The sequence below is a fragment of the Burkholderia sp. AU45388 genome (assembly GCF_030481585.1).
GTDB classification, from domain to species: domain Bacteria; phylum Pseudomonadota; class Gammaproteobacteria; order Burkholderiales; family Burkholderiaceae; genus Burkholderia; species Burkholderia sola.
On the sequence record NZ_JAUJPV010000007.1, the window covers coordinates 213,933 to 228,050 of the forward strand.

General features: G+C 70.4%; 15 protein-coding genes. 7 read left to right on the forward strand and 8 right to left on the reverse strand.

Annotation, left to right across the window (positions count from 1 at the left end; genetic code table 11):
• The first annotated feature begins 17 nt into the window (after positions 1–17).
• Together QZM72_RS15310 and QZM72_RS15315 are read left to right on the forward strand one after the other, a co-directional pair.
• Positions 18–437: an MbcA/ParS/Xre antitoxin family protein gene (locus QZM72_RS15310; protein ID WP_050017968.1), complete on the forward strand. Its 420-nt coding sequence runs from the start codon at positions 18–20 to the stop codon at positions 435–437.
• Between the two features lie 29 nt (positions 438–466).
• Positions 467–1,135 carry an RES family NAD+ phosphorylase gene (locus QZM72_RS15315; protein ID WP_301738557.1) on the forward strand — a complete coding sequence of 223 codons (669 nt, stop codon included), beginning with the start codon at positions 467–469 and terminating at the stop codon, positions 1,133–1,135.
• 34 nt (positions 1,136–1,169) lie between these two features.
• Here the strand turns inward: QZM72_RS15315 and QZM72_RS15320 are convergent, their stop codons facing one another.
• Entirely contained in the window at positions 1,170–1,901 is a 732-nt protein-coding gene (locus QZM72_RS15320; RefSeq protein ID WP_301738558.1) for a metallophosphoesterase, read from the reverse strand.
• A gap of 145 nt (positions 1,902–2,046) precedes the next feature.
• On the opposite strand from QZM72_RS15320, the gene QZM72_RS15325 reads away from it, so the two are divergent.
• Entirely contained in the window at positions 2,047–2,700 is a 654-nt protein-coding gene (locus tag QZM72_RS15325; protein WP_301738559.1) for a DUF1345 domain-containing protein, read from the forward strand.
• Between the two features lie 6 nt (positions 2,701–2,706).
• On the opposite strand, the gene QZM72_RS15330 is transcribed toward QZM72_RS15325, so the two are convergent.
• Positions 2,707–3,375 carry a glutathione S-transferase gene (locus QZM72_RS15330; RefSeq protein ID WP_301738574.1) on the reverse strand — a complete coding sequence of 223 codons (669 nt, stop codon included), beginning with the start codon at positions 3,373–3,375 and terminating at the stop codon, positions 2,707–2,709.
• Positions 3,376–3,471: 96 nt separating this feature from the next.
• Entirely contained in the window at positions 3,472–4,179 is a 708-nt protein-coding gene (locus tag QZM72_RS15335; RefSeq protein ID WP_089469297.1) for a class I SAM-dependent methyltransferase, read from the reverse strand.
• 314 nt (positions 4,180–4,493) lie between these two features.
• Between QZM72_RS15335 and QZM72_RS15340 the strand changes: the two genes are divergently transcribed.
• Complete coding sequence (locus tag QZM72_RS15340; RefSeq protein WP_301738575.1) at positions 4,494–6,146, forward strand: DUF3459 domain-containing protein; 1,653 nt, start codon at positions 4,494–4,496, stop codon at positions 6,144–6,146.
• Positions 6,147–6,197: 51 nt separating this feature from the next.
• On the opposite strand, the gene QZM72_RS15345 is transcribed toward QZM72_RS15340, so the two are convergent.
• The 5 genes from QZM72_RS15345 to QZM72_RS15365 all read right to left on the reverse strand — a co-directional run bounded on the left by QZM72_RS15345 (position 6,198) and on the right by QZM72_RS15365 (position 10,893).
• Positions 6,198–6,782 (reverse strand): thiamine phosphate synthase, encoded by a 585-nt coding sequence (locus QZM72_RS15345; protein ID WP_301738560.1) that lies wholly within the window; start codon positions 6,780–6,782, stop codon positions 6,198–6,200.
• Positions 6,783–6,804: 22 nt separating this feature from the next.
• Positions 6,805–8,148, reverse strand: a complete 1,344-nt coding sequence (locus tag QZM72_RS15350; RefSeq protein ID WP_089469299.1) for a hemolysin family protein — start codon at positions 8,146–8,148, stop codon at positions 6,805–6,807.
• Between the two features lie 76 nt (positions 8,149–8,224).
• The gene (locus QZM72_RS15355) at positions 8,225–9,004 is read right to left on the reverse strand and encodes a sensor histidine kinase KdpD (protein ID WP_301738561.1); all 780 of its coding nucleotides are present in this window, start codon (positions 9,002–9,004) and stop codon (positions 8,225–8,227) included.
• A gap of 67 nt (positions 9,005–9,071) precedes the next feature.
• Positions 9,072–9,995: a DMT family transporter gene (locus QZM72_RS15360; RefSeq protein ID WP_301738562.1), complete on the reverse strand. Its 924-nt coding sequence runs from the start codon at positions 9,993–9,995 to the stop codon at positions 9,072–9,074.
• Between the two features lie 40 nt (positions 9,996–10,035).
• Positions 10,036–10,893, reverse strand: a complete 858-nt coding sequence (locus tag QZM72_RS15365; RefSeq protein ID WP_301738563.1) for a LysR family transcriptional regulator — start codon at positions 10,891–10,893, stop codon at positions 10,036–10,038.
• 113 nt (positions 10,894–11,006) lie between these two features.
• Between QZM72_RS15365 and QZM72_RS15370 the strand changes: the two genes are divergently transcribed.
• The 3 genes from QZM72_RS15370 to QZM72_RS15380 all read left to right on the forward strand — a co-directional run bounded on the left by QZM72_RS15370 (position 11,007) and on the right by QZM72_RS15380 (position 14,040).
• Positions 11,007–11,390 carry a tautomerase family protein gene (locus tag QZM72_RS15370; RefSeq protein ID WP_301738564.1) on the forward strand — a complete coding sequence of 128 codons (384 nt, stop codon included), beginning with the start codon at positions 11,007–11,009 and terminating at the stop codon, positions 11,388–11,390.
• A gap of 139 nt (positions 11,391–11,529) precedes the next feature.
• A complete protein-coding gene (locus tag QZM72_RS15375; protein ID WP_089469304.1) occupies positions 11,530–13,149 on the forward strand; it encodes a CHAD domain-containing protein in 1,620 nt (539 codons plus the stop codon).
• A 54-nt stretch (positions 13,150–13,203) separates the two neighbouring features.
• Entirely contained in the window at positions 13,204–14,040 is an 837-nt protein-coding gene (locus QZM72_RS15380; protein ID WP_301738576.1) for a TOBE domain-containing protein, read from the forward strand.
• The last annotated feature ends 78 nt before the right edge of the window (positions 14,041–14,118 follow it).

The window sequence follows — 14,118 nt, forward strand, 5'->3', positions numbered from 1 at the left end:
TTTCGAGACTAACCGTCATGTCACAGCCCGCTTACGAGTCGCATTCCGCCGTGCCGCACGCTTCGGTCGCGCAGATGTCGGCCGCCGGTCTGCGTGCGTTTTTCAACATCGCGCGCGACTGGGAGTTGACGATCGACGAGCAGATCGTGCTGCTCGGGTCGCCCGGCCGCTCGACGTTCTTCAAGTGGAAGGCCGCGCCGGAATCGGCACGTCTGCCGCGCGATACGCTCGAGCGCCTGTCGCTGCTACTCGGCATCTACAAGGCGTTGCAGATCCTGCTGCCGCAGCCGGCCGCGGCCGATGCGTGGGTCAAGCGGCCCAACGATGCCGCGCCGTTCGGCGGCAAGCGCGCGCTCGACCGGATGCTGGCCGGCAACGTCGGCGATCTGGTGGCCGTCCGGCAATATCTCGACGCGATGCGGGGTGGCTGGGCGTGACGACACCGATCGACGTCACCCGGTGGCCCATGACCACCGTCGACTGGGCGCCCGCCTATCGCGTGATTCCCACCCGTTTTCCGGCCATCAACCTGTTCGACCGCGTCGCGTCGGCGGACGATTTCGACGCGCTCTACGCGCTCGAATCGCTGACCAACGACCGCATCCGCAACGAAGTCGGCACGCTCGACCTCGTGCCGCCCGCCGAGCGCCGCTACGGGCAGGGCTGGGGGCCGATCATGGCCGCGTTCACGCACCTGAATCCGTTGGGCAGCCGCTTCTCGGACGGCAGTTACGGCGTGTTCTACTGCACGCGCTCGCGCGACACGGCGATCGCCGAAACGCGTTATCACAGCGGGCTGTTTCTCGCCGCGACGAAGGAGCCGCCGATGCGCCAGCAGATGCGGCTCTATACCGTGTTCGCGCACGGCGACGTCGCCGACGTGCGCACGTGGCCGCAGCGCGCCCCCGCGTTGCTGGATCCGGTCGACTACAGCGCGGGGCAGGCGTTCGGCCGCGCGGTGCGCGATGCCGGCGGCGCGGGGATCGTCTATCCGTCGGTGCGCGATCCGCGCGGCGAGTGTCTCGCCGCGTTCCGCACGACGCTGCTGCGCGACTGCCAGCATGCGGCCTATCTCGAATACAACTGGAACGGCTCGGCCGTCGATGCGGTGTTCGAACTGAATCAGGTCGGCTAGCGTTCGCGTGCGGGACGAAGCGCCGGCTGGCGCGTCAGGGCAGCGGCCAGTCTTCCGCGTGGCGCTCGCGCGCTTCGGCTTGCGTCATCGACCAGATGCGGCCGGTGCGCGGCTCGGCGAGCGTGAGCCGCCCGGCCGGCGCGAACGCACCCGTGTCGATGAACCATTGCGCGCCGATCCGCTGCGGCTCGCGCACCGGCGTGTGTCCGGTGCAGGTCAGCGACAGCCCGGCCTGCACCGCCGGATCGGCGAGCCCCTGAACGAGATCGCGGCCCCAGATCAGGCGCTCGCGCACGTCGTGCGGATAGCTGCCGGTATCGAGATCCGCGTCCGAGCCGAAGAATTCCGCATGCAGCACGTTGAAGCGCGCCGGGCCGTCGCCGATCACGCGCACGAGCGGCAGTGCGTCGACGCGCGCCGCATGCGCGCGCAGCCGTTCCGGCGGCAGGTCGGCGCCCCAGTCGCCGCCGATCCCGCGCCACGCGTCGGGCGGCAGCTTGCCGCGCGCGACGAGGCTCAGCACTTCCTCGTGATTGCCGCGCACGACGTGGCACCACGGCCGGTCGAGCAGGTCGAGCGCGGTGTCGGAGGCCGGCCCGCGGTCGACGAGATCGCCGACCGAGAACAGCCGGTCGCGGGCCGGATCGAAGCGGACGTCGTGCAGCAGCGCACGCAGCACGTCGACGCAGCCGTGCAGGTCGCCGACGACGAAGTCGCGGCCGGCCGTGTTCACGGGATGGCGGCAGAGCAGGGCGGTGGCGGTCATCCCCTTATCTTAGGCGCTCCTCAGGCGCTCGCGCCCATCGCCATGTCACGCTGGAATGAGGATAATCGGGGCGCGTTTCGCGCCGGCGCAGCGGCGCAGCCGCGCACGCGGCCGAACCCTTTCCATCTGCTTTCGGAATCACACGATGACGCTTTATCCGCAGGTATTACGCAACCGGCCGCGCATGGTCTCGGCATTCGTCGCCGGCGTGCTGTGCGCGGTGCTGCTGCCGTTTCCGCTGCGAGCCACCGCGCGGGCGCTGATCGGGTGGGATTGCGCGGTCTGGTTGTATCTGGCGTTGATGTGGGGGCGCATGGTCACCGCGCATCATCATAAGGTGCGCGAAGTCGCGATCCGCGAGGACGAAAATGCGACGACCGTGCTGACCGTCGTGTGCCTCGCGACCGTCGCGAGCGTGGCCGCGATCGCGATCGAACTCGCGACCGCCAAGAGCGTCGGCTTTCGCGCGGGGCTCAGCCACTACGCGATCACGGGCGCGACGCTGTTCGGCGCGTGGTTCCTGATCCCGACGATCTTCACGCTGCACTACGCGCGGCTCTATTACGGCTCGCCGTGCAGCGACCGCGCGCTGCGTTTCCCGGATCAGCACCCGGAGCCCGACTACTGGGATTTCCTGTATTTCGCCTTCACGATCGCGGTCGCGTCGCAGACGGCCGACGTGTCGCTCGCGGATCGCGCCGCGCGGCGCTCGGTGCTCGCGCAGTCGATCCTGTCGTTCTACTTCAACATGGCCGTGCTCGGCTTGTCGATCAACGTCGCGGCGGGGTTGCTGAGTTGACGCCGATCACTTGAGCAGGTCGTACCGGCCGCCGCGTTCCAGCGCCCGCCGGTAGGCCGGCCGCGCATGGACCGTGTCGAGAAAGCGCGCGATCGCCGGATACCGGCCGCCGCCGCCGCGCGCGGTCGCGGCTTCGAGCGGAAAGCTCATCTGGATGTCGGCCGCGCTGAAGCCGTCGCCGACGAACCAGCCGCTGCGCGCCAGCGCGCCGTCGACATGGCCGAGATGCAGGTCGATCTGCGGATCGACGAAGCCCGACTGCAGCGTCGCGGCGATCTTGCGTGCGATCGGCCGCGCGAAGAACGGCATCGGCGCATGCGCGATTCGCAGCGCGACGAGCTTGAGCAGCAGCGGCGGCATCGCCGATCCTTCCGCGTAGTGAAGCCAGTACGTGTAGTCGTGCCGCTCGGGCGAGCCGGGCGGCGGCGCGAGGCGCCCGTCGCCGTAGCGTTCGACCAGGTATTCGATGATCGCACCCGATTCGGCGAAGGTGCGGCCGTCGTCGGTCACGACGGGCGACTTGCCGAGCGGATGGATCGCGCGCAATTCGGCCGGCGCGAGCATCGTCTTCGGATCGCGCTCGTAGCGCACGATCTCGTACGGCACCTCCAGTTCTTCGAGCAGCCAGAGCACGCGCTGCGAACGCGAGTTGTTCAGGTGGTGGACGGTCAGCATGTCGAGGTCGGAAGGGGGCGGGAACGTCATCATACCGAGCCCATGCGCCGCGTACGAGAATCGCGTCGTGCGCGCCGTCGCGGGCGCCTCGAACCGTCATGCGCGCCGCACCGCGACCCACGCCCCCCAGAACAGGCTCGCGAAAAAGCGCAGCGGCGCGTCGAAGCCCGCGTCGCGCAGCAGCGCGAACACGGCTTCCTCGGACGCGGGCGGATCGGCGCCCTGCAGGATCTTCGCGAGTTGCGCGCGCACGGCGTCGGGCGTGGCGCCCTTCATGCGCCAGCGTTGCTGCCACGCGTCGAGCAGGCGCGGGTGGTCCGCGTAGCGGCGATGGTTGCCGGCGAGTACGAGCGGCGCGCCGGGCTTCAGGCGTCGCGCGATCGCGTGCAGCAGCGCGGCTTTCGCGTCGTCGCCCGGCACGTGATGCAGCACGCCGATCAGCGTCGCGCCGTCGAACGCGGGCACGTCGGGCAACGCGTCGACGCCGTCCTCGACGAACGTCGTGCGCGCGCCGAAACCCGCGGCTTCGACGTTCGCACGCGCGAGCGCGAGCATCGGCGCGGACGGGTCGACGGCCGTGAATTGCCAGCCCGGTTCGAGCGCGGCCGCGACGCAGATTTCCTGTCCCGTGCCGCCCGCGCCGGCAACGAGGATCCGCGCATCGGTCGCACCGATCGCCGACGCGAGCATGCAAGTGGTGAGTTCGTGGCACGCATCGTAGCCGGCGAGCGCGATGCGCGATTGCTCGGCGTATTCGTGGGCACGCGACGGATCGAATTTCGCGGCGCTGGCGGGAAGCGACATGGCGGGTCCTCGGGTAAGGGCGGACGACATGTCCGCGAACATGGCGCAGAGCGTATGCGCGCGCGGCCCGCGCAACAAGACGAGCAATCATTCCGGTATGCCGACTACCCGACTCAGCGGCGCATGCCGGCCCGTTTCCAGCGGCGATGTTCCAAGGGTCGATTCGCATTTAAAAATGTCTGACTACGATGCCTCGACGGGGCGAATCCGGCGCATACTCGGTGCTCTCCCCCCGCCTGGCCGTCGCATGCCGGGCTCCGATGCGCTGCGCCATCGGCGCGGCCATGCCGCTCGGTACGCACGAGGAGCGCATGATGTCCGATTGTCCGCACGATCCGTACGCGCAGCACTACATCCATTGTTTGCCGTTTGGCGCGCAGCCCTGCGGCGCGCTCAGCACGACGCCGCGCACGCATTTTCGCGTGTGGGCGCCCGGCAGCACCCACGTCCAGCTCGAACTCGATACCGGCTACGGCCCGATGCTCGTCCCGATGACGAGCGCCGGCCCGAACTGGTTCGAGGTCTTCGTCGACTGCGGCGCGGGCGCACGCTACCGCTATCGTCTCGACGATACCGTGTCGATTCCCGATCCCGCATCGCGCTCGCAGCCCGACGGGCTCGACGGCCCGAGCGAGGTCGTCGATCCGCGCGCGTTCACGTGGCGCAATACGTTCTGGCACGGGCGCGCGTGGGAAGACATCGCGCTCTACGCGATCCGCCCGCACGCGGTGGGCGGCTTCGACGCCGTGCGCCGCCGCCTGCCTCGGCTCGCGCGTCTCGGCGTGACCGCGCTGGAGTTGCTCGCGTCGCCGCACGACAGCCTGCCGTTCGCGCCGCTCGCGGCCGAAGGCGGCCCCGACGCGCTGAAGGCGCTGATCGACGATGCGCACGGCTACGGTCTCGCGGTGCTGCTGGAGCTCGACTACGCGCGCTTCGGCAGCGGCACCGATGCGCTGCGCCACTACGCGGGGCCGTTCTTCCATACGCGCGACGATCCGCTGCAGGCTGCCCCGCTCGCGCTCGATCATCCGGAAGTCTGCGATTTCTTCTGCGACAACGCGCTGTACTGGATCGACGAATACCGCTGCGACGGGCTGCGCCTGCGCGAAGCCGACCGGATCGGCGTGTCGTGGCTGCGCGAGATCGCGGATCGCGTGCGCGCCGCCGTGCCGGCCGACCGGCTGATCCACCTCGTGCTCGGCAGCGAGCGGCATCCGGCGCATCTCGCCGATACCCATTTCGACGCGCAGTGGAACGGCTGCGGCGAACGCGCGCTGCACCGGCTCACCGGGCGCGACACGTCGGCGCATGAAGGCATTTCCACGCACCAGTCGATTCACACGCTCGCCCGCGCGCTGACCGCGGCCGGCGCGGCATACCGGCCGGCCGCGTCGGCGGACGGGATGACCGCCGACAGCGGACTGTCGCTGACGTCCCTCGTGCTGTCCGACGGCGCATGGCGTGACGGCGGCCCGGGCGATCGCGGGCAGGCGGCCGGTCTGGCCGCGCTCGCGCTGTCGCTGCTTACGCCGCAGATCCCGCTGATCTTCGACGAAACCGCGCGCGACCTCGACCGTGCGCATTTCGTGCAGTCGGCGCTCGCGGTGCGCGCGAAGCTGATCGCGCCGCGGCTGTCCGATTGCCGGCCGCAGGAAGCCCATGCGCTGAAGGCGGACGGCGACGGCGATGCCGACGCGCTGTGCGCATCATGGCGGCTCGCCGACGACGAGACGTTGACGATCGCGTTGAACCTGTCGCCCGATGCGGTGCCGTTCGACGCCCCGGTCGGGCGGGTGGTGTTCGAGACGCCGGCACGCGCGCGCGACCGGGTCGATGAAGGGGGGTTGCCGCCGTATTCGCTCGTCGCGTGGCTGACGGGCGACGTCAATCGCTACGCGCTGACGCACGACGTGCGCCGCATGGACGACGGTTCGTGGCGCGGAATGCGTCCGAGCCTGAATGCATGAGCCGACGAACGCGTGAAGGGGGCTGCCGGCCGCCTGCCGGAAAGCATCGAATCACCAGAACCCGCGAATGCCCGCGATGCCGTACGCGCCGTGACGGCGCGCGTCGTCGAGGTGTGCGCGCGTCATGCCGCCGAGCGCGAACACGGGCATCGCGGCCTGTGCAGCCAGCGCGTCGAATCGCGCCCAGCCGAGCGTCGGCGCACCGGGGTGGCTGAGCGTCGGCAGCACCGGCGACAGCGTGACGAAATCCGCGCCGGCACGCGCGGCCAGCAGCAGGTCGTCCTGCGCGTGGCATGCGGCGGACACCCATCGCCCGGCCGGCAGCGGCCGCTGCGCGGCGGCGCGCAACGCGGGGCCGTCGAGATGCCAGCCGGCGTCGTCGAGCCGCATCACGCCGGCCGCGTCGATCGGGCCGTTCAGCATCAGGTGCGCGCCGGCCGCGTGGCAGCGCGCGAGCGCCGCGGCGGCCAGCGACGCGAATGCCGCCGCGTCGAACGATTTCACGCGCAGTTGCACGAGCGTTTCGCCGCGTGCGAGCACGGCCGACAGCCGGTCGAGGAACGCGGCCCGATCGGCCGCCGACGCGGACGCCGGCTCCGGCGTGATCACGCAGCAGCGCGGCAGCGGCGCGTTCATCGCGCGATGCGACGCGCGGCCGTCATTCGTCGGCCTCTTTCGCGATCTTCGGATAGACGCGCACGAGCACGATGCGCGGCCCGTTCATCTTCTTCACGACGACGTCGAAGCGGTCGAACGCCACGCGCTGCCCTTCGGTCGGCAGGTCGCTCAACGCCTGGATCACGAGGCCGCCGACCGATTCCGCGCGGCCTTCGTCGATGTCGATGCCGAGCGCCTGCTCGAGCGACACGACGGGCAGGCTGCCCTTGCCCATCAGCGTGCCGTCGTCGAGGCGGCTCCAGTCCGCATCGCCCTGGCGGAACTCGTCGTGGATCTGGCCGACCAGCGCGCCGAGCAGGTTGTCGAGCGTCAGGAAGCCGATCGGCTTCTCGCCCTTGTTGCCGACCAGCGCGAAGTGCGGCGCGCCCTTGCGGAAGCGGCGGAACAGCTCCAGCGCCGGCGTGTCGGGCTTCACGTACTGGACCGGGCGCACGTAGTCGGAGAGATCCTCGAGCGCGGCGCCCGCGTGACGCGCGAGCAGCAGGTCCTTCAGGTGGATCAGCCCGCTCACCTGTTCGCGCGACGCATCCTCGAACAGCGGATAGCGGCTGAAGCGGTGCCGCGCGACGATCTCCATGTTGTCGGGCAGCGGCAGGTCGCGCCGCAGGCCGATCATTTCATGGGCCGGCCGCATCAGGTCCGACACGGTCATCGACGAAAAATCGAGCGAATGCGCGAGCGTGTTCCATTCGTCGTTGCTGTACGTGCCGCGCGCCGGCTGCGCCGCATTGCCGGCCGCGCTGCGGCGGCTGCGCAGGATCAGCTTCAGCTCGTCGGTCGAATAGTGCGCATCGCCGCCGTGGTCGGCCGACAGCCCCGCGAGCCGCAGCACCGCGTTCGCGCTGGTGTTGAGCACCCAGATCGCCGGATACATCGCCCAGTAGAACGCGTAGAGCGGCAGCGCGACCCACAGGCCGACTTTCTCCGGCTGGCGGATCGCCATCGATTTCGGCGCCAGTTCGCCGACGACGATGTGCAGGAACGAGATCAGCGAGAACGCGAACACGAGCGAGATCAGATGCACGACGCGTTCGGACTCGACGCCGATCAGGTCGAGCAGCGGGCCGAGCAGTTGCGCGAACGCCGGTTCGCCGACCCAGCCGAGGCCGAGCGACGCGAGCGTGATGCCGAGCTGGCACGCGGAAAGATACGCGTCGAGCCGGCCGTGCACGATGCCGAGGATGCGCCCGCGCAGGCCGTGCTTGCGGGCGAGGGTCTTGACGCGCGTCGCGCGGAGTTTGACGAGGCCGAATTCGGCCGCAACGAAGAACCCGTTCAGGGCCACCAGGAACAACGCGCCGATGAGCGCGAAGATCTGTAACAAAGAATCGCTCCGGTTATGACAGGCCCGTCAGTATAGAGCCAGAAAGGAATTTGTAATGCGTCGGGCGACCGCTTGCTTACACCGGCGCCTCGCACGGAATCGAGAACGTGAGGGTGGCGGGCGCGCCGTCGGCGAACAGGTCGTGTGTGAACGTCCCGCCGTGCGCGAGGGCGACGCGCTGGCACAGCGCGAGTGTCCACGCGCTGCGTTTCGTGTCGCGCTCGCGCAGCATCTCGCGCCGTGCGAACGATTCGAACGCGTGCGGCTGGGCGGGATCGACGAGCACGTCGGCGTTCACGGTGCAGGTGGCGCGCGCGGTGAACTGCGCGCCGTCGCGCGTGCAGGCGAATGCGACGCGGCTGCCTGCGGCGCTGGCCTCCACGGCCGTCGTCAGCAGGGTCCAGAGCGCCTGCGCGACGCGTTCGCGATCGGCGGTGAGCGACGGCTCGCCGTCCGGTAGCGTCGTGTCGAGCGCGATCTGGCGAGCGTCCGCGAGCGCGAAACGCACGAGCGCGATCGTTTCGTCGAGCAGCGCGCGCAGCGCGAACGGCTGTGGCGCGAGCGCGAGCGTGCGGGTTTCCGCGCGCGGCGCGTCGAGCACGCCGTCGATCAGCGCGACCTGCTGGTCGATGCCCGTGCGGATGCCCGCGAGCGCGCGCTGCAGGTTCGGATCGGCATTGGCAAGCTGGCGCTCGAGCACGTAGGCCCAGCTGTGCATCGCATTCAGCGGGCTGCGCAGGTCGTGCGACGCGGTGGAGAGCGCCTGGTCGCGCAGGAACAGCGCCGCCTGGGCGGCGTAGTGCGCTGCGCGTTCGCGCAGCAGGTCGGCGGCGGGATCGACGGAAGTGGACGTCACGGAGCTGGCCTGTCGGAAGCGGTTGGCGTGGAAGTCACGCGAATCGCCATTATAGGGACGGTGGGCGTCACGCCGGCAGCGCGTCCTCGTCCTTTTTCCGCGCGTCGCCGTTCGGCAGCAACTGGCACGCGAGCAGGCCGGCCAGCATCAACGCGCAGCCGACGAGCGCGCGCAGCGTCAGCGTTTCGCCGAGCGCGGCCCAGCCGGCGATCGCCGCGAACACGCCTTCCATGCTGAAGATCACCGCCGCGTGCGCGGGCGCCGCGTCGCGTTGCGCGACGACCTGCAGCGTATAGCCGACCCCGACCGACAGCAGCCCGCCGTACAGCAGCGTCGGCAGCGCGCCGCGCAGCATCGCGATGCTGACCTGTTCCACGGCCAGGCCCACCGCGAGACACGCGACGCCGCATACGGCGAACTGCAGGAACGCGAGCACGAGCGGATCGTGGCGTTTCGCGAGATGGCCGACCGCCATCACGTGCGCGGCGATGATGACGGCGCCCGCGAGCTGGAACCAGTCGCCGTAGAGCACCGAGAAGTGCTCGTCGATGCTGAGGAAATACAGGCCGATCGCGGCCAGCAACGCGCCGAACCACGTGCCCGCGCCGATCCGGTGGCGCGCGAACACGCCCATCAGCGGCACGATCACGACGTACAGCGAGCTGATGAAGCCGGCGTTCGCGATCCGCGTGTATTGCAGGCCGACCTGCTGCAGCGAGATCGACACGGCGAGCAGCCCGCCGAGCGCCAGGCCCGGCAGCAGCAGCGCCGGTGCGCGCCGGATCGCCGCGAGCTGCGCGCGCGACGCGGGATTCAGGATCAGCAGCGGCACCAGCACGAGCGCGCCGAGCAGGAAGCGCAGCCCGGTGAACAGGAACGGGCCGATCACGTCGAGACTGAGGCGTTGCGCGACGAAAGCGGAGCCCCAGATCGCGGCGGCGCCGAGCATCAGCAGGTTGGCGCGGAGGTGCTTGCGGGCGTCGGGCTTCATCGGAATTCGTCTGGAGATTACGGGCGGCGGGCCCGCTAGTTTACGCCGAGATTGCAAGACTGTCGGCGAACCTGCGCAGCGCGGCGGCGGCCCGGGCGTCGCGGACGCGCGAATACAGCACGACCTGCGACTGCGGCAGCGCCGGCAGCCCGAATTTCGCGCCGACGTCGACCAGCGTGCGCGGGGCGACGCGCCGCGCGAGCGGGCAGACGGCCAGCCCCGCCGCGGCGGCGGCCGCGACCGCCGCGACCCCGCCGCCCGTGAAGCGCTCGCGCCACGGCAGCCCCGCGCGGTCGAGCGCGCGCAGCGCGGCGGCGCGCACGCCGCAGGGGCCGGCCAGCACGGCGAGCGGCAGCGGCTCGCCAGCGCGCGGCGCCCAGTCGGGCGCGGCGAGCCACGCCAGCGGCTCGGTGAACAGCGACGTGGCGTCGTCGCGCGGCGGATCCTCGCCGGGTTCGTGTCGCGCGATCACCGCGTCGAACCGCCGTTCGTCGTATTGCGGAAGCAGGCTCGTCGACGCCCCGAGATGCATTTCCAGCGACAGCCCCGGATCCTGCCGGTGCAGGCTCGTCAGCACGGCGGGCAGGTCGGGCACCGCGACGTGCTCGCTGACGCCGAGCGACAGGCGCGCCGTGCCGGTCGAGATCGCGCCGAGCGCACGCTCGTGCGCGTCGAGCAGCGCGCGGGCGGCCGGCAGGAAGTTCTCGCCGTCGGCGGCCAGCTTGACGACGCGCGGCGTGCGCGCGAGCAGCGGCTTGCCGAGATGGGCTTCCAGCCGCTTCAGCTTCAGGCTGACGGCCGATTGCGTGGTGCCGAGCGCATCGGCGGCGCGCGTGAAACTGGCGAGGTCGGCAACCAGCACGAACGCGCGAACCGCATCGAGATCGAGTACTTTCATTTCAAGTGAAAATGGATGAAATATTCGACAATGACTGTTCATTATAGATGGCCGCGCCTAACCTGACGCTGTGTTTTCGATCCTCAACGTCACTTACCGACAGGAGCAGCACCATGCCATTCACCCGTATCGCCGTACGCGAAGGCAAACCGGCCGCCTATCGCAAGGCCCTCGTCGACGGCGTGCAGCGCGCGCTGATACAGGCGTTCAACGTCCCCGAGGACGACATCTTCATGGTCGTGACCGAGCATGCGGCCGAGAATTTCGTGTTCGGCCGTCATTACCTCGATATCGAACGCAGCGACGATCTCGTGATCATCCAGATCACCGCGAACAACACGCGCACGCTCGAGCAGAAGCGGGCGCTGTACCGGACGATCGCCGACAACCTGTCGCAGCAGCCCGGCGTGCGGCAGGAAGACGTATTCATCGGTCTCGTCGAGGTGCTGAAGGAGAACTGGTCGTTCGGCAACGGCATCGCGCAATACGCCGTCTGACGTGCCGGCTTGACGGGCCACAGAGAGACGGGGCCGGATCGTCGCCTGCGTCCTTTTGGGGCGTGTACTATGGAAGTTGCTTCACGAGCGACGCTGGCGCGGTCGATGCGCCGGCGATCCTTCTTGTGCGGGAGCCTCCATGTCGCGTGTGCTGGAAATCGTGTTGTCGTTGTCGCTGGAAGGGTGGCCGGGAAAGGGCGCAAGCCGCGCCCGTGGCGCGCAGCGCGACTTCGGCGCCGAACTCGTGCGCGCGTGGCGCATTTGCCCGCAGGTCCGGATGCGCCGCGGCCACGAGCGCGTGACGATCGAGCCGTGCCAGATCGAGGAGGCCGAGCGGAGCCCGGGCGCGAGCTGGTGGACCTGGGTCGAATCGAACGCGCATGGCACGCGGGTCGTCGCGTCGCGCACCGAGACCTTCGCCCCCGGCGTCACGCAGCGCGAACTGTTCGACGCGGAGCACGCGGGCGTCGTCGTCGCGACGCCGCTTCCGATACCCGCGACAGGTGCCGCGGCCGATGCCGACGCGCCTGCCGCCGAAATCGACGGCGTTCCCTCGGACACCGACGAAGCGCGGTCCCAGGCGTCGGCGCTGCGTATCGTCAGCGAACGGCGGCGTGGGCGCTGGGCCGACGACAGCGGCGTCGTGGTCGAGATGACGCTCGACGACATCACGCTGCACGGCGGCGGCGAGCCGCCGCGCCGCTACGTCGAGTTGCGTCTGGCCGCGCCCGACTGGGAAACCGTTGCCGCGCGCACGGCCGCGCTGCACGCGCTGTTTGCCGCGGCGCGCGAACTGACCGGCGCGTGGCCCGCGTTCGTGCAGCTGACGAGCGTGATCGACCGCGCCTGTGCGGGCGGGCCGGTGGCCGCCGCGCTGGTCAAGGCGCAGCCCGTCGACCTGACCGGCATCCGCACGCAGCGCGCCGCGCTGTTCGCGCTGTCCGGCGACATCACCGCGCAATGGCTCGGCAACGAGTGCGGCGTACTCGATCGCGACGATCCCGAATTCGTACACCAGATGCGCGTCGCGCTGCGCCGCCTGCGCACGCTGATGCGCTTCTTCCCGCGCTTCACCGACCGTCAATGGAAGGACACGCTCGGCGTCGACCTGCGCTGGCTCGCCGCGTTGCTCGGCACCGTTCGCGACTGGGACGTGTTCGCGACCGAAAGCCTGCCCGCACTGATCGCGGCCGACGGCGGCGGCAGCGAGTGGGACGGCACGCTCGGCGCGGCCCGTGCGCAGTCGATGGCCGCGCGCGTCGAGCTGCGGCAGGCGCTGCATTCGGCGCGCTATGCGCGGCTGACGCTCGGCTGGCTCGAATGGCTGAGCGCGCTCGCGCTGCCCGCGGCCGACGGCGACGACGCGCCGCCGCTGCGGCGTCACGCGACCAAGCGCGTGCGGCGGCTGTTCGGTCATCTCTACGGATCGCCGTCGCTCACGTCGCTCGACACGGCCGCGCGCCATCAGGTGCGGATCGATGCGAAGCGGCTGCGCTACGCACTGGAATTCTTCGCGTCGCTGGCGTCGCGCCGCACGCGCACCGAGACGGTCAAGACGCTGGCGCGCGTGCAGAGCGTGCTCGGCGAAGCGAACGACGCGATGGTCGCGCTGCATCATCTCGAGCAACTGGCCGCGCCGCCGTATCAGCTCGGTTTCGTGCGCGGCTACGGCGCCGCGCTCGAACAGCGGGCCGCCCGCGACGCCGAGACGCTGCTGGCCAGCCTGCGGCCGCCGAAGCTCGACGGCAAGCCGGGCTGAGCGCCGCGCGCCGGACCCTATAATGGCCGCCCGTTTCCCGCACGCATGCCGATGATGACCGACGCACCGCATTCTTCCTCGTCCCCCGGGCCGCTCGAACTGGGCGGCGAGCTGTGGCTGCGCGCCGGCGAACAGACGCTCGGCGGCGCGACGCGCATCGCATTGCTCGCGGCGATCGGCGACACCGGTTCGATCACGCGCGCGGCGAAGGCGGTGGGCCTCAGCTACAAGGCCGCGTGGGACGCGGTCGACACGATGAACAATCTCGCCGGCGAACCGCTCGTCGCGCGTTCGACGGGCGGCAAGGGCGGCGGCGGCACGACGCTGACGCCGCGCGCGACGTCGTTGATCGCCGCATTCCGCACGATCGAGCGCGAGCATCGCCGCTTCATCGAGGCCGCGAGCGCGGCCGTCGCGGGCTTCGACGTCGACTGGGCGCTGATCGGTCGGATCGGGATGAAGACGAGCGCGCGCAATCAGTTGTTCGGCAAGGTCGCGTCGATCGTGCGCGGCGCCGTCAACGACGAGGTGACGCTCGCGCTGCCGGGCGGGCAAGCCGTCGTCGCCGTGCTGACGCACGAAAGCGCCGAGGCGCTCGGGCTGCGGGAAGGCGCGAGCGCGTGCGCGCTGGTGAAGGCGTCGTGGGTCGTGCTCGCGGTCGACGATGGCGGGCCCGACCTCAAGGTGTCCGCACGGAACAGGCTGCGCGGCAGCGTCGAAACCGTCACGGCGGGCGCGGTGAACAGCGAGGTGACGCTGGCGCTCGACGGCGGCGGGACGCTGACGGCCGTCGTGACCAACGACAGCGTCGATGCGTTGCAGCTCGACGCCGGCCGGCGCGCGATCGCGCTGTTCAAGGCGTCGAGCGTGATTCTGGCGGTGACCGGCTGACCCGTCCGGCAGCGCGGCTTCCATTGGCTGGCGGCCATCGTGCGGGACGGAGTGAAGCCGGTGCCGCATGCGTGCGCA